At 72.0% G+C, this 23,328-nt stretch carries 13 protein-coding genes; 8 read left to right on the top strand and 5 right to left on the bottom strand.

Going from position 1 to position 23,328, the window contains the following annotated elements:
- Positions 1 to 385: 385 nt before the first annotated feature.
- From D581_RS0134495 to D581_RS0134480, 4 genes are all read left to right on the top strand, one after another.
- Complete coding sequence (locus D581_RS0134495; RefSeq protein ID WP_018961678.1) at positions 386 to 1,996, top strand: DUF4331 domain-containing protein; 1,611 nt, start codon at positions 386 to 388, stop codon at positions 1,994 to 1,996.
- A gap of 106 nt (positions 1,997 to 2,102) precedes the next feature.
- Positions 2,103 to 3,455: a tetratricopeptide repeat protein gene (locus D581_RS0134490; RefSeq protein WP_018961677.1), complete on the top strand. Its 1,353-nt coding sequence runs from the start codon at positions 2,103 to 2,105 to the stop codon at positions 3,453 to 3,455.
- The gene (locus D581_RS0134485) at positions 3,452 to 5,080 is read left to right on the top strand and encodes a HoxN/HupN/NixA family nickel/cobalt transporter (RefSeq protein ID WP_018961676.1); all 1,629 of its coding nucleotides are present in this window, start codon (positions 3,452 to 3,454) and stop codon (positions 5,078 to 5,080) included. The genes D581_RS0134490 and D581_RS0134485 overlap by 4 nt, the downstream gene beginning before the upstream one ends.
- A gap of 539 nt (positions 5,081 to 5,619) precedes the next feature.
- The gene (locus tag D581_RS0134480; protein WP_018961675.1) at positions 5,620 to 6,276 is read left to right on the top strand and encodes a fasciclin domain-containing protein; all 657 of its coding nucleotides are present in this window, start codon (positions 5,620 to 5,622) and stop codon (positions 6,274 to 6,276) included.
- Positions 6,277 to 6,433: 157 nt separating this feature from the next.
- On the opposite strand, the gene D581_RS0134475 is transcribed toward D581_RS0134480, so the two are convergent.
- Positions 6,434 to 6,742 (bottom strand): hypothetical protein, encoded by a 309-nt coding sequence (locus D581_RS0134475; RefSeq protein ID WP_018961674.1) that lies wholly within the window; start codon positions 6,740 to 6,742, stop codon positions 6,434 to 6,436.
- A 425-nt stretch (positions 6,743 to 7,167) separates the two neighbouring features.
- On the opposite strand from D581_RS0134475, the gene D581_RS0134470 reads away from it, so the two are divergent.
- The 4 genes from D581_RS0134470 to D581_RS0134455 all read left to right on the top strand — a co-directional run bounded on the left by D581_RS0134470 (position 7,168) and on the right by D581_RS0134455 (position 19,788).
- Positions 7,168 to 17,685, top strand: a complete 10,518-nt coding sequence (locus tag D581_RS0134470; protein ID WP_018961673.1) for a non-ribosomal peptide synthetase — start codon at positions 7,168 to 7,170, stop codon at positions 17,683 to 17,685.
- The gene (locus tag D581_RS0134465; RefSeq protein ID WP_018961672.1) at positions 17,682 to 17,888 is read left to right on the top strand and encodes an MbtH family protein; all 207 of its coding nucleotides are present in this window, start codon (positions 17,682 to 17,684) and stop codon (positions 17,886 to 17,888) included. The genes D581_RS0134470 and D581_RS0134465 overlap by 4 nt, the downstream gene beginning before the upstream one ends.
- A gap of 80 nt (positions 17,889 to 17,968) precedes the next feature.
- Entirely contained in the window at positions 17,969 to 18,991 is a 1,023-nt protein-coding gene (locus D581_RS0134460) for an ATP-binding cassette domain-containing protein (protein ID WP_018961671.1), read from the top strand.
- A complete protein-coding gene (locus D581_RS0134455) occupies positions 18,988 to 19,788 on the top strand; it encodes an ABC transporter permease (RefSeq protein WP_018961670.1) in 801 nt (266 codons plus the stop codon). The genes D581_RS0134460 and D581_RS0134455 overlap by 4 nt, the downstream gene beginning before the upstream one ends.
- Before the next feature lie 151 nt (positions 19,789 to 19,939).
- Here the strand turns inward: D581_RS0134455 and D581_RS0134450 are convergent, their stop codons facing one another.
- From D581_RS0134450 to D581_RS0134435, 4 genes are all read right to left on the bottom strand, one after another.
- Entirely contained in the window at positions 19,940 to 20,557 is a 618-nt protein-coding gene (locus D581_RS0134450; RefSeq protein ID WP_018961669.1) for an NADPH-dependent FMN reductase, read from the bottom strand.
- A gap of 158 nt (positions 20,558 to 20,715) precedes the next feature.
- Positions 20,716 to 21,267, bottom strand: a complete 552-nt coding sequence (locus tag D581_RS01000000138145; RefSeq protein WP_018961668.1) for a glutathione S-transferase C-terminal domain-containing protein — start codon at positions 21,265 to 21,267, stop codon at positions 20,716 to 20,718.
- Between the two features lie 212 nt (positions 21,268 to 21,479).
- Positions 21,480 to 22,103, bottom strand: a complete 624-nt coding sequence (locus D581_RS0134440; protein WP_469219604.1) for a TetR/AcrR family transcriptional regulator — start codon at positions 22,101 to 22,103, stop codon at positions 21,480 to 21,482.
- A gap of 303 nt (positions 22,104 to 22,406) precedes the next feature.
- On the bottom strand, positions 22,407 to 23,324 hold the full coding sequence (locus D581_RS0134435; RefSeq protein ID WP_018961666.1) for an aldo/keto reductase: 918 nt from the start codon (positions 23,322 to 23,324) through the stop codon (positions 22,407 to 22,409).
- Positions 23,325 to 23,328: the final 4 nt, after the last annotated feature.

Genomic DNA, 23,328 nt, shown 5'->3' with positions numbered 1-23,328 from the left:
ATTGCGAGAGGCTTGCAATAAGGCGGGCGTGCCTCTTTCGGCCCAGTGGTCGGCGACTGTGTCGTCGCTGATTTTCCTGGGATGCCGCTTGGCTGAATCACCGCTCCCACCGGCCTGTTCACCCTCCGTGGACCGCGTGCCCGACCTGGGAATCCGGTCGGAGTGTGTACGGGCCGGGGTTTCGGCGTGCTTGTCTACGGCTGCGCAGTCTTTGGGTGCCGACGGGCCCGCGTTTCGAGCCGCCCCGTCGATCGTCCCTTTCCTGCCTGACCGCTCGGTTCGCAATCTCCCGCCGCGGTACCGAACGCCATCCCCATCAGCCCACCCTCGCTTTCGCATGCCTCGACGCATGCCTGGCAGGGGTTCAGCAGACAGAAGGTACGCCGTGAAGGTTTCACAGGACAGGCCCCGTTCGCGGAGGGTCCTGGACCAGTCCCTGCTCGTGCTCGGTGCCACCACCCTGGCCGCAGGACTGGGGGCGATGACCCTCGCCCCGGGTCTCAGCGCGGCCTCCAGCCACCGTGAGGCGCCCCTGATCGCAGGTGACCCGCGGGCGGACAACACCGACGTGTACGCGTTCACCAGCCCCGACAAGGCCGACACCGTCACGATGGTGGCGAACTGGATCCCGATGGAGGAGCCCAACGGCGGACCGAACTTCTACGCGTTCGGCGACGACCTGCGCTACAACATCAAGATCGACAACAGCGGTGACGGTGTCGCCGACGTCACCTACAGCTGGCGCTTCCGCGGCAGTTACCGCGATGACGCGAACCAGTTCCTCTACAACACCGGCCAGGTCACCTCGCTGAACGACCCGGACCTCAACTTCCGCCAGGTCTACGACCTGGTCGTCACGACCGGAGGAAAGAGCCGGACGCTCCTGTCGGGCGTGCCCGCAGCCCCGTCCCGCACGGGCAAGGCGTCGATGCCCGACTACACGGCCCTGCGCAAGCAGGCGACCTTCGGTCTGCCGGGCGGCGGCAAGACGTACACGGGGCAGGCCGAGGACCCGTTCTTCGCCGACCTGCGCGTCTTCGACCTCCTCTACGGCGGCGACCTGAGCGAGCGCGGGCAGGACACCCTGGCCGGCTACAACGTCAACACCATCGCCATCCAGGTCCCCAAGAAGCAGCTCGCCCTCAAGGGCGACTCGTCCCGCAACCCGGTGATCGGCGTGTGGTCGACCACCGATCGCGCGGGTGTCACCGTCGCCGACTCCCGTGACCAGGAGGGCAAGGGCGGCGCGAAGCAGTGGAAGCAGGTCTCCCGCCTCGGGAACCCGCTGGTCAACGAGGTCGTCGTCCCGCTGAAGTTCAAGGACGCCTTCAACACGCTCAACCCGAGCCAGGACCGCACGGTCCAGCCCGTCGTCGACAAGGTGTACGACCCGATCCTGCCCAAGCTCATTCAGCAGGTCTACGGCATCCCCGCGCCCGCGACGCCCCGCAACGACCTCGCCGAGATCTACCTGACCGGCATCTGCAAGCTCTGCGGTCCGATCAAGGCCGACCTCAACGCTCACCGCCTCAACAAGGACGCGCCGCTCAGGAAGATCGTCCCGGCGGAGGAGCTGCGCCTGAACATGGCGGTGCCGCCCACCGCCAAGCCTCAGCGCCTCGGTGTCCTCGCGGGTGACCTGGCCGGCTTCCCGAACGGGCGCCGTCTCGCCGACGACGTCATCGACATCTCGCTCCAGGCCGTCGAGGGCGCCGCCCAGACCGGCGTTATCGTCCCCGAACTCGCGGAGGGCGACAAGGTGAACGCCAACGAGGTCCCGTTCGGCGCCTCGTTCCCCTACGTCGCGCTGCCGCACACCAAGAACGTCAACCGCGGCCCGGGCGCGGCAGGCCGCACCGCCGAGCAGTCCTCGATGGAGAACACCGCGGCGGCCCCCGTCACGAGGACCACCCAGGCCGCGGCGCTCGCCGGTGCCGGCGCGCTCCTTCTCGGCGTCGGCGGCTTCCGCCTCCGCCGCCGCGGCAAGGACAGCTGACCCGGCAGGCGACGGACATCTGACGCGGTGCCCGGGCCGGGCCGAAGAACGCCGCCCGGCCCGGGCACCGCGGCTCCAGCAGTATCGAACCTTCGGGAGGGAACTCGTGCACCCGGACCACACCGAACCCCCGCGCTGGCCGCCACCCGCCTCGCACGGCAGGCGGCTGCGGAACATCGTGGTCACCCTGGCCCTGGGCGCGGCGATGTTCGCCGCCGGAGCGGTCATGCCGGCGCTCGATCAGACCACTGCCTCCCGTCCGTCGGGCCAAGGCGGGCCCGGGGCTTCTCCACCCCGTGGGTCGATCGAGGCGCTCCAGGCCCGGGTCACCCGCCTGCCGAAGGACCCGGGGGGCTGGGCCGCCCTGGGAATGGCTTACGTCCAGCAGGCCCGTTCCACCGCCGACCCTGCCACGTACGACCGGGCCGAGAAGGCGCTGCGTACCTCGTTCACGGTGCGGGCCGAAGGCAACACGGACGCCGAGACCGGCATGGGCGCCCTGGCCGCGGCCCGCCACGACTTCCCCGCCGCGTTGCGCTGGGCGCGCAAGGCCACCGCCAGCGGCCCGTACAGCTCCTCCGCCTACGGAGTCCTGGCCGACGCGTACACCCAGCTGGGCCGCTACGACGAAGCCGACGAGGCCGTCCAGAAGATGACGGACCTGCGCCCGGACGCCGCTTCCCTGGCCCGCGCCTCCTACGCCTTCGAGCTGAAGGGGGAAACCGACCGGGCCCGCGCCCTCATGCGCCGGTCCCTGGCGGCAGCGGCGAGCCGGGCCGACACCTCGTTCGCCCACAACGTCCTGGCCACCCTGGACCTCCAGGACGCCGACCCACGGGCCGCCCTGACCCGGACGCGGACCGGGCTCAGGGCCGCCCCGGGCGATTCGGCGCTCCTGGAGACCCGGGCGCGCGCTCACCTGGCCCTGGGCGACACCGCCAAAGCCCTCGCCGACTACCGGGCGGCCGTCGCCGTCGCACCCCTGCCGCACTACCTGCTGGGCCTGGGCGAACTCGAACAGTCCCTGGGCCACCGCGAACAGGCCGAATCGCAGTACACCCTCCTGCGCGCACAGGACCGCGTCCGACAAGCCGCGGGCGACCCGGCCGACACGGACGCCATCCTCTTCGAAGCGGATCACGGCGATCCACGACGCGCCGTCACCATGGCCGAACAGACACTGCGCACCCGACCCTTCGTCGCCGTCCACGACGCGTACGCCTGGTCCTTGCACCTGGCCGGCCGGGACACCGAAGCACTCGTCCAAGCCGGCAAGGCCCTGGCCACGGGGATGCGCAGCGCGCTCTTCCACTACCACCGCGCCGTCGTCCATCACGCACTGGGCCATACCGAAGCCGCCCGCCGGGACCTGACCGAAGCACTCCGTGAGCCTGCCTTCCACCCCCTGCACGCCACCGCCGCCCGTGACCTGCTCCAGCGAATCGACACCACGCCATGAACCACACCCTGCGCCAAGCCGTCACCACGCTGACCGCCGCCATCCTCGCCGCCGTCGCGAGCGTGGCGGCGGCCCCCGCGGCTGCTGCCCACCCCTTGGGCAACTTCAGCGTCAACTACCACACGGGGCTCGTCCTTCGACCCGACCGGATCGACGCCCTGATCGTCGTCGACCGCGCGGAGATCGCGGCGCTTCAGGAGCGTCCCGTCGTCGACTCCGACCACGACGACGCCGTCAGCGACGGTGAGTCGCGCGCCTACGCCGAGGAAGCGTGTTCCGTTCTGAGGAAACAGCTCCACCTGAGCCTGGACGGTAACCGGGCGGACTGGAAGCAGTCCTCGGCCGCCCTGGTGTACGAGAACGGGGAAGCGGGTCTGAAGACCAGCCGCCTCACCTGCGAGCTGACCACTCGGGCCGATCTCACCGAGCCCACCGGCATCCGAGCCGAGACGGACTACGACACCACCCGCATCGGCTGGCACGAGATGACCGCCAGCGGCCAAGGCGTCAGGATCACCCGCACCGACGTACCAGCGGCCTCCGCCACCCGCGAACTGCGCCAGTACCCGCAGGACCCCCTCGCCTCCCCGCTCGACCAGCGCACGGCATCGCTGCGCAGCGAACCCGGGCAGGGCGCGGGCGTCGTCCCGGCCGTGGTGGCGGACCTCCCCGGCGCGGATGTGATCAGCGGGGTGCTCGCCAAGGTCACCGGGGCCTTCGACTCGCTCGTCGGCGCCCGCGAGATCACCTTGCCGGTGGGGCTCCTGGCTCTGTTCCTGGCGCTGGTCCTCGGGGCGTCCCACGCGGCGATGCCCGGCCACGGCAAGACCATCATGGCCGCCTACCTCGCGGGCCGCCGCGGCACCAGGCGGGACGCCCTCACCGTCGGAGCCACCGTCACTCTGACGCATACCGCCGGCGTCCTGGTCCTCGGACTCGCCCTGCCCGTCTCCACCCACCTGGCCGGAGAGACCGTCCTGATGTGGCTCGGAGCCGCCAGCGGACTCCTCGTCACGTCCATCGGCCTCTGGCTCCTCCTCGGAGCCGTCCGGGGCAGGCCGCAACACAACCACCATCACCACGGCCCGGGCCACAGCCACAGCGACCACGATCACGACCACTGGGGCGACAGCCCTCACCACCACGGGCCCCTCACCCCAGCCTCCGCACACCACAGCGCGCCGGCCGGGGAACTCCGGGCGGCCTCCGCGGTCGCGACACTCGCCCCGCCGGACCACGAGCACCACCCGGCGGACACGTCAACGGCTCCCCCGAACGCCCGGCGTACACGCCGCTCCGGCCTCATCGGCATGGGAATCGCCGGCGGGCTGGTCCCCAGCCCCTCCGCCCTCGTCGTGCTCCTCGGCGCCGTCGCCCTGGGACGCACCGCCTTCGGCGTCCTCCTCGTCATCGGCTACGGACTCGGCATGGCCGCCACCCTCACCCTCGCCGGACTCCTCCTCGTACGCCTGCGCGAACGCATCGAGAGTCACGACCGCGCCCGGACCCTCCGCCACAACCCCCTGCTCCGGAAGCTGGCACGGACCGGCCCCGTCATCACCTCGCTCCTCGTCGTCGGCGTCGGCCTCGGCCTGACCCTGCGGGCCGCGACCGGGAACGGCTAGGTCCTGTCGTCAAACGCCCCTGCGGGAGAAGCCTCGACCATCTGCTCGCGGTGAGGTCCGTCGCGGGGCGCCCAGGAGAGTAGCGCCCCGCGACAGCTGTCCTCCACGGGCCTTCCACCGTGGGGAACGGATGAGGCATCCATCCCCGATGGCTGCCTCGACGTGTGCGGTGCTTCCTCCGAACAGCCGCTCACATGGGGCATTCGCCACCGCCCGCACGCCGGATTGGTCGTCCCGCGCACTGCACCCGGACGGCTCAATGGATCCCGGGCTCGAACCTTCTCGCTATTCGGACCAATCCGCTGTCGCGGCAGCCCCGAATAGCAGACATGACGATCAAGGCGGCACCAGCACGGCGCGAGCACCGCGAGCACCACCTTCAGCGCACTGCCCGGTCGACTGCGTTGACCGTCGTCTCTGTGTCCCGACGCCTGACCTGACGTCAGCGCTCGCCTCGCCCGAGCCACGCCCGAGCCACGCCTCACCCACACCCCTCGTCGATACCCAGCGCAACCGACCGAGCACACAGGAGAACGTCCGTGAACGCCTTCCGCTTCCGCCGCGCCGCCATCGCCGTCACCGCCGCCGCCGTCCTGCCCCTCACGCTGACCGCCTGTGGCGGGGACGACAGTTCCTCCGACACGGCCGCCGACAAGGCGAGCAGCTCCGCCCCCGCCGACGAGAAGTCGAGCCCGGCGGCTGACGGCGCCGCCGCCGCGGACGGCCCGTTCGGGCCGGCCTGCGCGTCCGTCCCCCAGGACGGCGCGGGCTCCTTCGACGGCATGGCCCAGGACCCGGTCGCCACCGCCGCCTCCAAGAACCCGGACCTGTCCACGCTGGTCACCGCGGTCAAGAAGGCCGGCCTCGTCGACACCCTGAACAACGCACAGAACATCACCGTGTTCGCGCCGACCAACGATGCCTTCGCCAAGATCCCCAAGGCCGACCTCGACAAGGTCCTGGCCGACAAGGAGATGCTCACCAACATCCTCACCTACCACGTCGTCGGCGAGAAGCTCTCTCCCGAGCAGCTGGAAAGCGGAACCTACGACACCCTCCAGAAGTCCACCCTCGCCACCAAGGGTTCCGGCGAGAACTACACCGTCAACGACACGTCCAAGGTCGTCTGCGGCAACGTGCCCACCGCCAACGCCACCGTCCACATCGTCGACACCGTTCTGATGCCCAAGGCCTGACCACTCCCGCGGCCTGCACGCCGAGCCCCGAGTCGCCTCCAACGGACTCGGGGCTCGGCGCAGGCCGACCAGGGTTGCCGGCAAGCGGACCCTTCCGGCCTCGGAATCACCGGTCACCTCTGGACCTGGAGCAACGACGCTCCAGGTCCAGCTGCGTTCACGGACGCACAGTGCACAGGGCGAGAAGGCAGAGGTTGAATCCCTGGGTGTTGCTGGGACCCGTGTGGCCGCCGGGTCCGGATTCGCCGACGGTGCACCGGGCCAGCAGGCAGAGATTTCCGCCCTGTATTCCCCGGTAGCGGGCGAACGGGCCGGGCGAAGTCCCGCCCTCGCGCGCGGTAGGCGCCTGGCGGGGCGCGACCTCCGAAGAGGCGGCGGCCGAGGCCGTGGGTGCGGACGCCAGCAGCACGGTGCCGACGAGGGCTCCGACGAGCTGCCACCGCAGAGCGGGAACAGGCATCTTCATCATGTTCTCCTTTTCGCATTCCGGGACGTGGAAACGCAGTGTCCGAACGAACGTCCGGACATCACCACTTCGGTACGGAGCCCTCCACGGATGGGTGTCTGGCGTGAAGCCGCCTGCCGATTGGCTGATACGCGCCAGCTAACTGCAAAAGATCGGCCCGCTGATGTGCCGTGCGCCACATGAGCAATCCGAGGCTGATGTGACTCCGAACGACTGGTGTGAAGGCCCCGTTGGGGCGACGTCAGCGCAACGGAGGCTGTCAACGTGCACCGGCCCGAAGAAGCGGACGCTTCGCGATCGCGATGTGTACGCGCTCGACCGGGACCGGCGGTTCCCGCGACCGGCCCCGACCCGTCCCGCTCCGCCCTGCCGCACATGCGCGCCCCGGCCCATGCCGCAGGTCTCCCCCACCGAGGTGAATTCGCGTGACCGACGTACCGCACACCGGAACCCCGACGACCACCCTGCGCCTGACCGCCGCTCAGCAGGGAGTCTGGTTCGCGCAGCGGCTCGACCCGGCGGATCCGGCGTACAACATCGCGGAGTACGCCGATATCCAGGGCCCTGTGGAACCGGAGCTGCTGCGCCGCGCGGTCGGCCACACCGCGTCCGAGATGGAGGCTCTGCGCACCGTCTTCGGTGAGCGGGACGGGGTTCCCTTCCAGCGCGTGCAGGAGAGTGCGCCCATATCCATGCCGTGGGTGGACCTCTCCGACGAGGTCGACCCGCACGCGGAGGCTCTGCGGCGGATGCGGGTGTGTCTGGCCGAGCCGGCCGACCTGTCGGCCGGGCCGCTGGTCCGTGTCACCCTCTACCGGCTCTCTCCCTCGCGCCACCTCTTCCACCAGCAGGTGCACCACCTGGCGCTCGACGGCTACGCGGCGGCCCTGGCTCTCTCCCGTATCGCCGAGGTCTACACCGCTCTCGTCCTCGCCCCGGATGTCCTTCCCGAGCCGCGTCCCGCGGGTTCTCTCGCCGCGCTCATCGAGGAGGAGGACGCTTACCTCGCGTCCGAACAGGGCGCCCGGGACGAGAGGTTCTGGACCGGGCACCTCGTCGGCGCCGATACGCCCGAAGCCCCCGCACGCTCAGGTACGAGGAGGAAGTACGGGACGGAGTCGGTGCGACGGGTGTACAGCCGGGCGGAGACGGCACGGCTGAAGGCCGCCGCCAAGCGGGCCGGAACCGGCTGGCCGACGTTCGTCATGGCGGCGCTGGCGCTGTGCCTGCACCGGGAGAAGGGCCTCGGCGAGGTCGTGCTGGGCCTGCCGGTCACCGGTCGGCGCACTCCCGCGGCACGTTCGACGCCCGCCATGCTCAGCTCGATCCTGCCGATGCGACTCGCCGTCTCCCCCGCCGACCGGGTGGCCGATCTGGCGCGCCGGGCCTCCGCCGAAGCCCGTTCGGTACTGCGTCACCAGCGTCGGCCGGCCGAGGTGCTCCGCCACCAGCTGGGGTTGACCGGGACGACGGCGACGCTGACCGGACCGTCCGTCAATATCCTCGCCTTCGACGACGCCCTGCGATTCGGCCCTCACCCGGCGACCCTGCACAACCTGTCGATCGGCCCGGTGGAGGACCTGGCTGTGGCCGTGCACGCCTCCTTCGGCGACGGTGGTATGCACGTCGATCTGCTGGGCAACGCCGCGCGCTACGGTCAGCAGGACCTCGTGGGGCCGCATGAACGCCTGTGCCGGGTTCTCGACGCGTTCGTGGCGGACCCGGAGCGGACGGTCGGAGCGCTGAGCCCCGTCGCCGAGGACGAACAACGGCGAGTGCTCGGCCTCGGCGCCGCTCAGCCCCCGGGGAGTGACGCCCCGGAACCGTCCCCCTTGACCGAGCAGTTCGCCCGGCAGGCGCGAACCACCCCCCACCACACTGCCGTTGTCTGCGACGGTACGACCCTCACCTTCGAGGAACTCGGCCACCGGGTGAGCCGCCTGACGACCCTGCTCGCCTCGCGGGGCGCCCGGCCCGGCACCCGCGTCGCGGTGGGACTGCCACGCTCCACGGACCTGGTGGTGGCGATGCTCGCCGTGATGCGGACGGGGGCCGCCTATCTGCCGCTCGACCCGTCCTACCCGGCGGACCGGCTCGCCTTCATGATCGACGACTCCCGGCCAGTGGTCCTGGTGGCGACCGCGTCCTCGGCGGGCACGATCGACCCTCGGGGCACGGTCCCGCGCATCGACCCTCGGGGCACGGTCCCGCGCATCGACCCCTCGACGGCACCGGCCTGCTTCCCGTCCGGTGCCGTCGAGGAGCTGCCCGGACCCGGACCCCAGGATGCCGCGTACGTCATCTACACCTCGGGGTCCGCCGGCCGCCCCAAGGGCGTGGTCGTCGAGCACCGCTCCCTGAGCAACCTCCTGGAGCACCACCGCCGGGAGGCCCACACCCTGGCCGAGGAAGCTCTGGGGCGACGGCTGCGGGTGGCGCTGTCCGCCGCGACCTCCTTCGACGCGGCCTGGGATCCGGTGCTCTGGATGGTCGCCGGACACGAGTTGCACATCATCGCGGACGACGTCCGCCGCGACCCCCAGGCGCTGGTTCGGTACCTCGTCGACCATCGCGTCGACGCGATCGAGACGACCCCCACCTATCTGCGGCAGATGCTGGCGGCGGGGCTGCTCACCTCCGAGAGCCACCGGCCGCGTGTCATCGCCCTGGGCGGGGAAGCTGTCGACGACGGGCTCTGGGAGGAGCTGGCCGCCGATCCCGACCTGCTGGTGTTCAACTTCTACGGACCCACCGAGACCACCGTCAACGCCGTGACCGCCCGGATCACCGGTGCGTCCCCCGTGATCGGGCGCCCCGTCACCGGGGCCGGGGCCTATGTGCTCGACCCGTCCCTGCACCCTCTGCCCAGAGGATCGGTGGGCGAGCTGTATCTGTCGGGCGAGGGCGTGGCGCGCGGATACGCGGGCCGTCCGGGGCTCACGGCGGAACGCTTCATGCCGGACCCCTTCGGCCTTCCGGGTGCCCGGATGTACCGCACCGGTGACCTCGCCCGGTGGGGCGAGGACGGCTCACTGGAGTTCGTCGGACGCAGCGACCGGCAGATCAAGGTGCGCGGTGTACGGGTCGAGACTGGGGAGATCGAGGCCGCGCTGCGCTCTCTCCCCGGTGTCGTGGACGCCGCTGTCGCCCTGACCACCGCGCAGGACGGTCCCGAGCGGCTGGCCGCGTTCCTGGTGGTCGGAGCGGATGCGCCCGCTCACGCCGAGACGCGCGACGCGGTCGCGGCCCTGCTGCCCGGCCCGTTGGTGCCGACGGCCTGGGCGGCGGTGGAGCGCCTGCCGCTCACCCCCAACGGGAAGCTCGATGTGGCGGCTCTGCCGCCGGCGCTGCCGGTCGCGTCCGACGGCGGTGCCCCGCGCACCGCCCTGGAGGCCCGCATGTGTGCGGTCTTCGCATCGTGTCTGGGGGTGGACCGGGTCGGCCGGGACGACGACTTCTTCGCGCTGGGCGGCCACTCGTTGCTGGCGATGCGGCTGATCGGCCGGATCCGCGACACGTTCGACGCGGAGGTGCCGATCAGCACCCTGTTCGCCACACCCACGCCGGCCGGCCTGGTCGCGACGCTGGGCGAAGCCGTCCCGGCCCGGCCTTCGGTGACGGCCCTCGCCCCTCGCCCGCGACGGCTTCCCCTCTCGTTCGGGCAGCAGCGGCTGTGGCTTCTGGAGACGCTGGGCGACGCGGGTGCCTCCTACCATCTGCCGGTGGCGCTGCGCCTGCGCGGGGCCCTGGACCGCGACGCTCTTGAACTGGCCCTCCACGACGTCGTGGAGCGGCACGAAGTGCTGCGCACGATCGTGGCGCAGACCCCGGAGGGCCCGTGCCAGAAGATCCTGCCGCCCGCGCGGCTCCCGCATCCGCTTCTGCGGGTCATGGCAGCCGGCGACCCGCTGGAGCCGGACGGCGCACGCTTCGACCTGGAGCACGAGATCCCTTTGCGCGCCCGGCTGTTCCCCGTGGGCGCCGAGGAGAACGTCCTGATCGTGACGTTGCACCACATCGCCGCCGACGGATGGTCGATGGGGCCGCTCGTACGGGATCTGTCCACCGCCTACGGCGCGCGCCGCTCGGGATGGGCACCCGGGTGGGGCGAACTCCCCGTGCAGTACGCCGATTTCGCGCTGTGGCAGCGTGACCTGCTCGGAGATCCCGACGCGCCGGACAGTCTCGCGCGCCGCCAGCTCTCCTCCTGGGCGGACTCGCTGGCCGGGCTGCCGGAGGAGTCGTCGTTCCCGATGGACCGACCGCGCCCGGCCCGCTCCTCCGGACGGGGCGGGAGCGTCCCCGTGCGGATCGGGGCCCAGGACCACCGGACGCTGGCGAGACTGGCCAGGGACCACGGCGCGAGTTCCTTCATGGTGCTGCACGCGGCGCTGGCCGCCCTGATGTCGCGCCTGGGCACGGGCGAGGACATCGCCGTCGGCACCCCGGTGGCCGGCCGTACCGACGACGCGCTCACCGAACTGGTCGGCTTCTTCGTCAACACGCTGGTCCTGCGGGCCGACACCTCCGGCTCCCCGGCGTTCCGTACGCTCGTGGACCGGGTGGCGCGTACCGACGTGGCCGCCTACGCGCACCAGGACGTCCCCTTCGAGCGGGTGGTCGAGGAGCTGGTGCCGCCGCGGTCACTCGCGCGCCATCCGCTGTTCCAGGTGATGCTGAGCCTCAACAACACACCCGTCCCCCGCCCGCACCTCGACGGTCTCACGGTCGGCCACGAGAGGTCCGTGGGGCGGTCGGGCTCCAAGTTCGATCTCAGCTGGGACCTGTCCGAGCACCACGACGGCCAAGGCCGCCCGGACGGGATCACCGGTGAGCTGGAGTACGACGAGGGCCTCTTCGACCGTACGACGGCGGATCGGTTCGCCGAGCACTTCACCCGCCTCCTGAGCGCCCTGCTCTCCGAGCCGGACCGTCCGATGACGGACGTCGGATTCCTGACCTCGTCGCAGCGCGCGGCGGCACTGGACGAACTGCCTCGCACCGCGCGGAAGCCGCTCAGCGCGTCGCCGGAGGCGGCCGACGGCGACGGGACGGTGCTGGACGTCCTGGCGACCCGCGCGGCCGTCCAGCCGGACCGCACCGCGGTCGTGGCCGACGACGAGCGCCTCACCTTCGGTGAACTGCGCCTGCTCTCGGACCGCCTGGCCTGCTCGCTCAGGGACCGGGGGGTCGAGGCCGGTGACCGGGTGGCGGTGGCACTGCCCCGCACCGCCCTCGCCGTCGTGGCGGTGCTGGGCATCCTGCGAGCCGGGGCGGTGTACGTCCCGCTCGACCCGGCGCAGCCCGCGGCCCGGACCTCCCTGATCCTCGACACCGCCGCCCCGCGCCTGGTGCTGGCCACCTCCGCCACTCGGTCGGCCCTCCCGGACGCGGCCGACGTCCTCCTTCTCGACGAGGCCGCCGGGCAGGAGAGCCCCGTAGCGGTGACCCTGCCGGTGCCGCCCCGCGGCCGTGACGCCGCGTACGTGCTGTACACCTCCGGATCCACCGGGCTGCCCAAGGGCGTCGTGGTCGAGCACCGGTCTCTGGCCGCGCTGCTGGCCCATCACCGCGACCGGCTGATGGGCCCCGCCGAGGCGGACAACAACGGCCTTCCACTGCGGGTGGCGCACACGGCCGCGATGACGTTCGACGCCTCCCTCGACCCGTTGCTCTGGATGATCGCGGGCCATGAGCTGCACCTGGTGGACGACGTGACGCGCCGGGATCCGGAAGCCCTCACCGCCCTGCTCCACGACCGGGCGATCGATGTCCTGGAAACCACCCCCTCGTTCGTCGAACAGCTGCGCTCCTGGGGCCTGTTCGCTCCCGGCCGACCTCGGCCACGCGTGCTGGCGCTGGGCGGGGAGGCCGTACCCGCACCGCTGTGGCGGGAACTGGCCGCCCTGTCCGACGTGGCGGTGTGGAACCTGTACGGACCCACGGAGACCACCGTGGACAGCGTGATGGGCCGTGTCCTGCCCGGGACGCGACCCCACCTCGGAGATCCGGTGGCCGGCGCCCGGGCCCGGGTCCTGGACCGGCGGCTGGAGCCGGTCGCCCCCGGAGTGACGGGAGAGCTGTATCTTTCGGGCCCGGGCGTGGCCCGCGGCTACGACAACCGCTCCGGCGCGACGGCGGAGCGCTTTCTGCCCGATCCGTACGGGGCGCCGGGCTCACGGATGTACCGCACCGGTGACCTGGTACGCCGGGTCGAAGGACGCCTGGAGTATCTGAGCCGCGCCGACGGGCAGATCAAGATCCGCGGTTTCCGGGTCGAGGCCGGCGAGGTCGCGTCTGCCCTGAACGCCCACAGCGACATCGCGCAGTCGGCGGTCGCGGTCCGCTCGGGCTCGGACTCCGGCTCGGGCTCCGGCTCGGGTTCCGGCTCGGGCTCGGGGGCGGGCTCGGGGGCGGCGCAGTTGGTCGCCTGGGTCGTGCCCGCCGGTCATCGGGACCTGTCCTCCCGGGAGTTGCGGGCCTTCGTCGCGCGGCGGCTGCCGGTCCACATGGTGCCTTCGCTGATCGTGCCGGTCGCCGCCCTCCCCCTGACCCCGCACGGGAAGGTGGACTTCGCGGCGCTTGCGCTGACCACCGTCGCGGAGAGCGCCGATGGGGAGAAGCGGGCACCACGGTCCGCCCCGGAGGAGATCCTCTGCGCCCTGTTCGCGGAGAGCCTGGAGCACGAACGGGTTGCCCCCGACGACGACTTCTTCGAGCTGGGCGGACACTCGCTCCTGGCGACCCGGCTGATCGGCCGGATCCGCTCCGCTTTCGGCGTCGAACTCCCGGTACGGGCCCTGTTCGAAGCCACGACCCCCGCCGCGCTGGCCGAGCGGCTGGAGGGAGCGGGCGCGGCGCGGCCCGCGCTGCGGCGGGTGCCCCGCACGGAACGGCCACCGCTGTCCACGGCTCAGGAGCGTCTGTGGTTCCTGCACCAACTGGATCCCGACGCGGCGGCCTACCACATGGCGTTCGCGGTCCGGTTGGACGGCAGTCTGGACCGGCACGCCCTGCGGCGTGCGCTGGGTGATGTTCTGACCCGGCACGAGGTCCTGCGCACGGTGGTCGAGCCCGGCGACGGCGGCCCCCGTCAGCGTGTGCTCGCGCCCGGTGACGCACTGCCGGAACTCCCCGTCGTGCCGGTCGGGAAGACACAGCTGGGCGAGGCACTGCGCGAGGCGGCGGCCGAGCCCTTCGACCTCACGCACGACGTCCCCCTGCGGCCGGTCCTGTTCCGGAGCGGTGAGGACCGGCACACCCTGCTGGTCACCGTCCATCACATCGCGGCGGACGGATGGTCCATGGGGCCGCTGGCCCAGGACCTGGCCGGCGCCTACGCGGCGCGGTCCGCCGGGCGAGCACCGAACTGGGCGCCGCTGCCGGTCCAGTACGCGGACTACACCCTGTGGCAGCGCGACCTGCTCGGCAGCTTCGAGGATCCCGTCTCCGCGGCCTCGGCCCAGCTCGCCTTCTGGAAGGACCGCCTGGCCGGCGCCCCGGAGGAGACCGTCCTGCCCACCGACCGCCCCCGGCCCGCCTCGCCGAGCGGCCGCGGGGGCACGGTCCCGGTACGCGTACCGGAGGAGACCATGGCGGAGGTGGCGCGGCTGGCCAGGTCGACGGCCGGCAGCACCTTCATGGTCCTGCACGCCGCCCTGGCGGCGCTGCTGCACCGGATGGGCGCCGGCGGCGACGTCACCATCGGCACCCCGGTGGCAGGGCGCACCGACGAGGCGCTCGACCCCCTGGTCGGCTTCTTCGTCAACACCCTCGCTCTGCGGACGGACCTCGGCGGCGACCCGGACTTCACCGAGTTGCTCGCCCGGGTACGGGAGAGCGACCTGGCCGCCTACGCCCACCAGGAGCTTCCCTTCGAGAGGCTGGTGGAGGCCGTACGGCCGACGCGCTCGCTCTCCCGCCACCCTCTCTTCCAGGTCATGCTGACCCTCAACAACCACCGGCCGCCCCGACTGGACCTGCCCGGCCTGGAGGCCCGGCTGGAGGGGGTCGACACCGGAGGCGCGAAGTTCGACCTCTCCTTCTCCTTCACCGAGCGGACGTCGGCCGGAAGCGGCGGGACCCACCTCGACGGAACGCTGGAGTTCAGCCAGGACCTGTTCGACACCGAGACCGCCGTTCGGATCGCCGACCGGTTCACCCTCCTCCTCACGCACGCGGTGGGCGACCCTGCCACGGTCGTCGGCGACCTGCCGCTGACCAGCACCGGAGAACAGCGACGGCTGCTGGATCTCGGCGGTGGCGCCGGCGCGCTCCGCCACGACACCGCGCCTCCCACGACGGTGCTGGACCGCTTCGCGGCGACCGTGGCCGCGGCGCGCAGCGGTGACATCGCGGTGACCGCCCCGGACGGCAGCCTCTCCTTCACGGAGCTGGACGCCCGCTCCGACCGGATCGCCGCGCTGATCGCCCGGGCCGGTGCGGGCGCCGGAGACCGGGTGGCCGTGCTGCTGCCGCGCGGCACCGACTCGATCGCCGCCCTCCTCGCCGTACTCAAGGCCGGGGCCGTCCACGTCCCGGTGGACGGCTCCCTCCCGCAGGCCCGGATCGACGCGGTGCTGGCCGACGCCCGCCCGCACACCGTGCTCACGGCGGACGCCACCCACACCCGGGCAACGGCCCGCTGGCACCGTCTGAACCTGGACTCCCCGGACTCCGCCACCGCGCCCGCTCCCCTGCCCGAGCGTGTCCGGCCGGGACCCACCGAGCCCGCCTATCTCCTGCACACCTCGGGCTCGACCGGCCGCCCCAAGGGAGTCCTGGTCGGCCACGGCTCCCTGGCCCGGCTGCTGGAACACCACCGGCGCCATCTCTTCGGGCCCTCGGTACGGGCGGCCGGAAAACCCCGGCTCGATGTCGCGCTGACGGCCGCCCTGTCCTTCGACGCCGCGTGGGACCCGGTGCTCTGGATGCTCGACGGGCACCGGCTCCATGTGCTGGACGATCTGACGCGGCGGGACCCGGAGGCCCTGGTCGAGGCGGTCCGCGTCCTGGGCCTGGACGTGCTGGAGTCCACGCCCACGCATGTCCGGCAGTTGCTGAACGCCGGGCTGTTCGCCGGGGGCGGCCGAGCCCCGTCCGTCGTCGTCCTGGGCGGCGAAGCCGTCCCGGCCGGCCTCTGGGACGACCTGCGGGCCCGGCCGGGCCTCACAGCCTGGAACTTCTACGGGCCCACCGAGGCGACGGTGGACGCCCTCACCGCCGAACTCCGGGCGACCGAACGACCCGTACTCGGCACCCCGGTCGAGGGGACAGCCGTACGTCTCCTGGACGACCGGCTGCGACCGGTCCCGGTCGGGGTGACCGGCGACCTCTACCTGGCCGGGGCCGGCCTGGCCCTCGGCTACCACGGACAGCCCGGTGGGACCGCGGACCGTTTCGTGCCCGACCCCTACGGCCCCGCGGGAACCCGCATGTACCGCACCGGGGACCGGGCCGTACGGACGCCCGACGACGCTCTGGAGTTCGCCGGGCGCTCCGACGACCAGGTCAAGGTGCGCGGGTTCCGGGTGGAGCCGGAGGGGGTCGCCGCCGTACTGGCGGAGCACACCGACGTCGCCCAGGCGGCGGTGGTGGCGCACGGCGAGGGCCCCGGAGGCTCCCGCCTGGCCGCGTACGTGGTGCTCGCCGCACAACCCGCCCCGGCCGGGAACGGTGCCGTGGACCGCGCCGCGCCCACCGGCCCCGCGCGGTCCGGCTCCGAACGGCTCGACGGGGTGCGGGAGCACGCGGCGGCCCGGCTGCCCGGGTACATGGTCCCCGCCGGCTGGGTCGCCGTGGACGGCATCCCCCTGACGCCGAACGGAAAGCTGGACCGGAAGGCCCTGCCCGACCTCCCACCGCAGGCGGGGCCGGCGGGCACGGGGCGCAGCCCCCGCAACCCCCGGGAGGACGTGCTGTGCACGCTGTTCGCCGAGGTGCTGGAGCGCGAGCAGGTCCTCATCGACGACGACTTCTTCGCCCTGGGCGGTCACTCCCTGCTGGCGGCGGGCCTGATCCGCCGCGTCCGTGACGCCCTGGGTGTGGACGTCAGCATCCGCAGCCTGTTCGAGGCGCCCACGGTCGCCGCACTCGCGGAACGGATCGGCGCCGGCGTCCGGGACAACCCGCTGGCGACGCTGCTGCCCCTGCGGACCAGGGGCGGGCTGCCGCCGCTGTTCTGCGTCCACCCGGCCGGCGGTCTGGCCTGGGCGTACGCGGGGCTGCTCCCCCACCTCGGCAACGACCGGCCGGTCTACGGGCTCCAGACCCCGAACCTGGACGGCACCGAGCCCTTCCCCGACAGCATCGAGGCGATGGCCGCCGTGTACGTGGCCGAGCTGCGGGCCGTCCAGCCGCACGGCCCGTACCACCTGTTCGGCTGGTCATTCGGCGGCAACGTCGTCCAGGAGGTCGCCGTCCAGCTCCAGGAGGCGGGCGAGGAGGTGGCCCTGCTGACGATCCTGGACGCCTTCCCGCTCGCCCCGCTGGACGACCTGGACAGCGCGAGCAGGGACACCGTCTTCCGCGCCCTGCTCACCAACATGGGGGTCGGCCAGGAGGCCCTGGAAGGGGACGGTCCGGTGGAAGCCGCGGCCGTACGGGACCAGTTCCTCGCCGGCGGCAGTCCGCTCGGGTCGCTGGAACCGGCCACGATCGACGCGATGGTGGACAACTTCGCCGCTCAGGCACGCCTGATGCGGAAGTACACCCCCCGTGTCTTCCACGGACCCGTGCTGTTCTTCACCGCCACCGAGGGCCGCCCCCGGGACACCTTCGGCCTGTCCCTGTGGGGCCCGTACGTCGACGGGCCCATCGAGAACCACGACGTGGCGTGCGCGCACGCCCAGATGATGCAGCCCGCCGCGCGGGAACAGATCGGCACCACCGTCTCGGCCGTGCTCGACGCCGGCCACCGCACCGAACAAGGAGACCCGTCATGACGAATCCCTTCGACGACCCGCAGACCCGGCACCGCGTCCTGGTCAACGACGAGGGCCAGCACGCCCTGTGGCCGTCGTTCGCGGCGATGCCCGCCGGCTGGGACGAGGTGTTCGGCCCGGCGGAACACGCGGCTTGCCTGGAGTACGTGGAGGTCAACTGGACCGACATCACCCCCAGGAGCGCCCGCGCAAGGGTGGCATGACCCTGCCCTCGCCTGCTCCCTCTCCCCGGGCGCGCCGGACCCACGCGCCCGCCGCACCCCACGCATCACGAGAGGCACCCATGACCGCCCCGCCGACCCCTCCGGCGATACGCGCCGAAGGACTCACCAAACGATTCGGGAAGAAGCAGGCCCTGGCCGGGGTGGACCTCGAAGCGGCCCCCGGCACCGTGCTGGGGGTCCTCGGCCCGAACGGCGCGGGGAAGACCACCACGGTGCGGGTGCTGTCGACGCTGCTGCGACCGGACAGCGGCCGGGCCTGGATGGCCGGCCACGACGTCCTCGCCGACCCAGAGGCCGTACGCCGCGACCTCGGGCTCTCCGGCCAGTACGCCGCGGTCGACGAGAAGCTGACCGGCCGGGAGAACCTGTACCTCGTCGCCCGGCTCTACGGGTTCGGCCGTCATGCCGCCCGCCGCAGGGCCGGTCAACTGCTGAGCGGCTTCGACCTGGAGGACGCCGCGGACCTGCCGAGCGGAACGTACTCGGGAGGAATGCGCAGACGGCTCGACCTGGCCGGCGCGCTGGTCGCGCGGCCGGCCGTGGTGGTCCTGGACGAGCCCACGACCGGCCTCGACCCCCGGGGCCGGGCCGGTACCTGGCAGGCCGTCAGAGACCTGGTCGCCGAGGGGACGACCGTGCTGCTCACCACCCAGTATCTGGAGGAGGCGGACCAGTTGGCCGACGCCATCGTCGTCATCGAGGGCGGACACGTGGTCGCCCGCGGCTCGGCCGCCGAACTCAAGGCGCGGGTCGGCGGCGAGCGGCTCTCGCTGACCGTCGCCGAACCGCGGCACCGGGTCACCGCGGCAGAGATCCTGGTCACGCTCGGGGAGCACCTCCCCGACCTCGACCCGCGCACCGGCCGCCTGACCGTCGCCACCGATCACGGCGCGCAGAGCCTGGAGTACGCCCTGGGCTGCCTGCGGCTGGCCGGCATCGCCGTCCGGGACGTGGAACTGGCCCCGCCGACCCTGGACGACGTGTTCCTCTCCCTCACCGGCCGCCCCCTGGAGCCGGGCGGACCTACGGCCTCTCCGGCGGCCTCGACAGGCACCACGGCGACCGGGGGCGATGGCCGGTGACCGCGGTCCAGCGTCTGAGCCGCGACTCCTCCATCGTGGCCTGGCGCAATCTGCTGAACCTGCGCCGGACACCGGGGTCGGTCATCGCGGCCCTGGTGCAGCCGGTGATGTTCGTCCTGCTGCTCGCCTACGTCTTCGGCGGAAGCCTCGGAGGGGCGGACTACCGCACGTTCCTGATGGGCGGCATCTTCGCCCAGGCCGTCACGTTCAACGCGGCTTTCACCGCCCTGGGCCTGGCCAACGACATGGACAAGGGCATCGTCGACCGCTTCCGCTCCCTGCCGATGCCCGCCATGGCGGTGCTCCTGGGCAGGACCCTGTCGGACCTGACGATGAGCACGGTGACCCTGGTCGTCACCTCGCTGTGCGGGCTGCTGGTGGGCTGGCGGATCTCCGCGTCGCCGGCCGACGCGCTCCTGGCCTACCTGCTGATCCTTCTCTTCGCCTTCGCGATGTCCTGGGTGGGAGCCGCGATCGGGCTGATGGCCCGCAGCGTCGAGGTCGCGCAGAGCGCGGGGCTGATCTGGCTCTTCCCGGTCACGTTCGTCTCCTCGGCCTTCGTCTCCACGCACACCATGCCCGGCCCGCTGCGGACGATCGCGGAGTGGAACCCGGTCTCCGCGACGGCCACCGCCGTCCGCCGGCTCTTCGGCAACCCGCCGCCGGCCGGCGTTCCGACGAGCGACACCTGGCCGGTCGTGCACGCACTCCCCTACGCCGTGGTCTGCGCCTGCCTGATCACGGGCGCGTTCATGCTGCTCGCGCTCAGGAGGTTCCGCCGTATCACTCTCGGCTGAGGGAGACCCTCCGGCGACGGGGCGAGCGGGATACGGCCTCTTGAGCCGGCCGATTCGGCAGGCCTCCTACCCTGCCCGAGGAGGGGCCCCGGAGGCCGGGGCCCCGTAGGGGCATGGGTTCGCCGTCAGGGGCGAACCGGAGCGGCCGGTGTCAGGCCTCGGTCGCGGCCTTCTGCGCGACCGTCGCTCGGACCTGCTTGAAGGACTCGGCCCAGAGGACGAGGTCGTCGAGCAGCTCGTGGAGGGTGGCCTCCTGGTGCTCGCCGGGCGTGATGTCGCCGGGGACGGTGGGGTCGGTGATGGCGAAGTCGGTGAAGACGGAGAGGGCGACCTGGCTGCTGACCGTGGCGACCTTCAGCTCGGCCAGGATGCCGCGCAGGTGCTCGACGGCGCGGGTGGCGCCGTGGACGCCGTGGCCGACGAAGCCGGCCGGCTTGTGCGCCCATTCGCCGTGCAGGAAGTCGATGGCGTTCTTCAGCGGACCGGGAACGGAGGCGTTGTACTCGGGGGTGACGAAGACGAAGCCGTCGAACCCGGCGATGGCCTCCGCCCAGCGCTTGGTGTGCTCGTGGATGTACACACCGAAGGCCGCCGGCACGGGCTCGTCCAGGTGGGGAAGGTCGAAGTCGGCCAGGTCCACCAGTTCGACGGTGACGTCCTCGTTCTTGACGGCCGGGTGGCGTCCTGCGGCTTCGAGAACCCACTGCGCGGCGACCGCGGTGCGGCGCGTGGGACGAGTGCTTCCGACGATGACGGCGATCCGGGTCATGGGTCCTGCTTTCTTCGCATTGACTGACACGATGTCATGTGCCCTGAAGGTACAACAGTGATGGCAAACACTGCAACCATCGTTGCTCATGCCCGGGATGACCAACACCGTTGAGAGGCAGGAGAGTTCGGCCTCACACCGCAGCCTCACACCGCACCTCACCGCCAGTCGAGGTCCGCCGGGTCGACGTCGATGTGCCGGACGCCGTCGGACCGCTCGGGAGGCGGGCTCATGCGGTAGGCGCCGAAGTCGGTGGTGCCCCGGAAGGCGGGCAGGCGGTACAGGCCGCGTGCGTACGCCCACAGGTGCGGGAAGGCCCGGAGACCACCGCGACAGATGCCGCCGACCGGGTTGTAGGCCAGGTCGAACCGGGCGAGTGTCGGCCAGAGCCGGACGTCCGGTTCGCTCACCGCGTCACCGAGCAGGTACCTGCGGTCCGCGAGCCGGGCGTCGAGCGCCTCCAGCGCCTGGCACAGCCACTGTCGCGACGACTCGCACCCGGCCTGCGTCACGGCGCCGTCGACGCGGTACACCCCGTCGTTGACGTTCTCGTAGAGGTACTCGTTCAGCTCGTCGATCTCGGCGCGGAGCGGTTCCGGCCGCAGGTCCGGACCCGGAGCGGCCCACGCGTCGAAGGCGGTGCACAGGTCGGTGGTGATGTCGCCGGAATGGTTGCTGACGATGCGGCCGGTGCGGCGGTCCCACAGCACGGGGGTGGATATGTGGCCCGGATAGCCGGGCTCGGTCGCCTCGTACGCGTCGAGGAGCAGCCGGAACCCCCTGACCGGGTAACGACCTTCGCGGTGTTCGTAAGCCTTGTCGCTGCCGGTGTGCGGCTCAAGAGAGGGCGATGCAAATGTTGACGCGGTTACGTCAGGTGAACGTCATGCGGCGTCGGGCACGCCCGGCCCCGACGATCCGGTCAGCGCGGCAGGTAGCCGCGCAGGAAGGCCCGGACGCCGGAGCGGATGAGGCTGCTCACCTCTTCGGGAGGCAGCGGCAGCGCTCCGTAGTAGGAGCGGTCGATGATCTCTCCCGAGATCAGCTGGAGGAAGTGCACCGCGGTCTGGCGCGGGTCGTCGGTCCGCAGCATGCCGTCGTCCGCCAGGCCTTGGAAACGCTCCCCGAGGGCGCGCTCGACCCGCAGCGGCCCGGCCTCCTCCCATGCCTTCAGGAGCTCGGGTGGCAGGTGCCCCACCTCCGCCCGCAACTGCCTCACCAGCGCGAAGTGATCGGGGAAGGTGCCGAGCGGCTCGACCCAGGCCCGTCCGAAGTCGACGAGGTCGTCCTCCAGGTCGGTGACCTTGCGCAGCCAGCGGTCGATCACGTCGAGCTGCGCGTCGTGGATCTGGACCGCGCCCTCCTCGACGATGATGCGGAACAGCTCGGCCTTGCCGTTCTCGAAGTGGTTGTAGATCGTCCGGGTGGAGACCCCCGCCTCTTTGGCGATCGCGTCGACGCTGGTACGCGTGTACCCGTCACGACCGAAGACCGTGCGGGCCCCGCGCATGATCGACTCCCGCTTCTCCACCATCCTGCCTGCCACGAAACATCCTTTCCCAAGCCCTTGTGTCCACGGCGGGTGACAACGGGACACCACCCGCATCGTATGCAATGGCCGAACCCGCACAGGCCCGCACGGCGTCCCTTGACCAGCATGCTGCGGCCGGAGAAGACCAGCAGGATCGACAGCAGGACGGCGACGACGACGTAAGCGATGAACACGGTTCCTCCAAGGAAGCGGATGAGCGGGTGGGCACGGATACGGATACGGATACGGATACGGGTACGGGTACGGGTACGGGTACGAGTACGGGTCGAGGGGATCTCGCGGTGGAGCTGTCGCGGATCAGGCGGGGGACAGTGACGCCGCGTCGAGCCGGTTCAGCTCGTCGGCGCCGAGCGGGATCGAGGCGGCGGCCACGTTCTCCTCCAGATGCGGCACCCGGCGGGTGCCGGGGATCGGGACGACCGGGGTGCCCCAGACCCGCGCGCGGTGGTGCACCCAGGCCAGGGCGATCTGGCCGGGCCTGACGCCGTGTTCCGCGGCGATCTCCCGCAGGGCGGCGGGGAGGTCCTCACGGCCGGGAAAGGTCTGGGCGAACTGCGCCGTCGTGTCCGGCCGGCCGCTGAGCAGCCCGCGGCCGTTGGGCGAGAACGGCACCACTCCGACGCCGAGTTCGGCGCAGACGGACACCATCGACTCGATGCGCCGGGCGCCGAGCGACCATTCGGACTGCACCGCGGAGATGGGAGCCACGGCGTGGGCACGGCGCAGTTCGTCGCCGCTGACCTCCGAGAGCCCCAGGTGGCGCACCTTGCCCTCGGTGACCAGCTCGCCCATCGCACCGACGGTTTCCTCCAGGGGAACGTCCACGTGCGGCCGGGCCAGGTAGTAGAGGTCGATGACGTCGGTGCCGAGACGGCGCAGACTGGCCTCGCAGGAGGAGCGGACGAAAGCGGCGTCGCCCCGCATCCGCCACCCCCCGTCGGGGGTGAAGACCACGCCGAACCGGGTGCACAGCACCGCTTCGCCGCGTCGACTGCCAAGAGCCCGGCCGACCATCTCCTCGTTGCGGCCGCGGCCGTACATGTCGGAGGTGTCGATCATGGTGGCGCCGAGGTCCAGCGCGTGGTTGACGATGGTGCTCGCCTCGGCCCGGCCGGCCGCGGCGGCCGATTCGGTCATCCGCATGCAGCCCAGGCCCTGGAGGGGAACCACGAGGCCGGTGCCGCCCATGGACGTCGTCGGCAGATTCGTGAGCACAGCT

Source organism: Streptomyces sp. CNB091 (genome assembly GCF_000377965.1).
The sequence above is the reverse complement of the archived record's forward strand: the minus strand, read 5'-3'. Positions and strand labels throughout refer to the sequence as shown.

What these genes read in the sequence shown, in the direction of transcription:
- D581_RS0134485 (WP_018961676.1), top strand. Translation starts at nt 3,452, where the DNA reads ATGAACCACACCCTGCGCCAAGCCGTCACCACGCTGACCGCCGCCATC.
- D581_RS0134475 (WP_018961674.1), bottom strand. Translation starts at nt 6,742, where the DNA reads ATGAAGATGCCTGTTCCCGCTCTGCGGTGGCAGCTCGTCGGAGCCCTC.
- D581_RS0134465 (WP_018961672.1), top strand. Translation starts at nt 17,682, where the DNA reads ATGACGAATCCCTTCGACGACCCGCAGACCCGGCACCGCGTCCTGGTC.
- D581_RS0134460 (WP_018961671.1), top strand. Translation starts at nt 17,969, where the DNA reads ATGACCGCCCCGCCGACCCCTCCGGCGATACGCGCCGAAGGACTCACC.
- D581_RS0134450 (WP_018961669.1), bottom strand. Translation starts at nt 20,557, where the DNA reads ATGACCCGGATCGCCGTCATCGTCGGAAGCACTCGTCCCACGCGCCGC.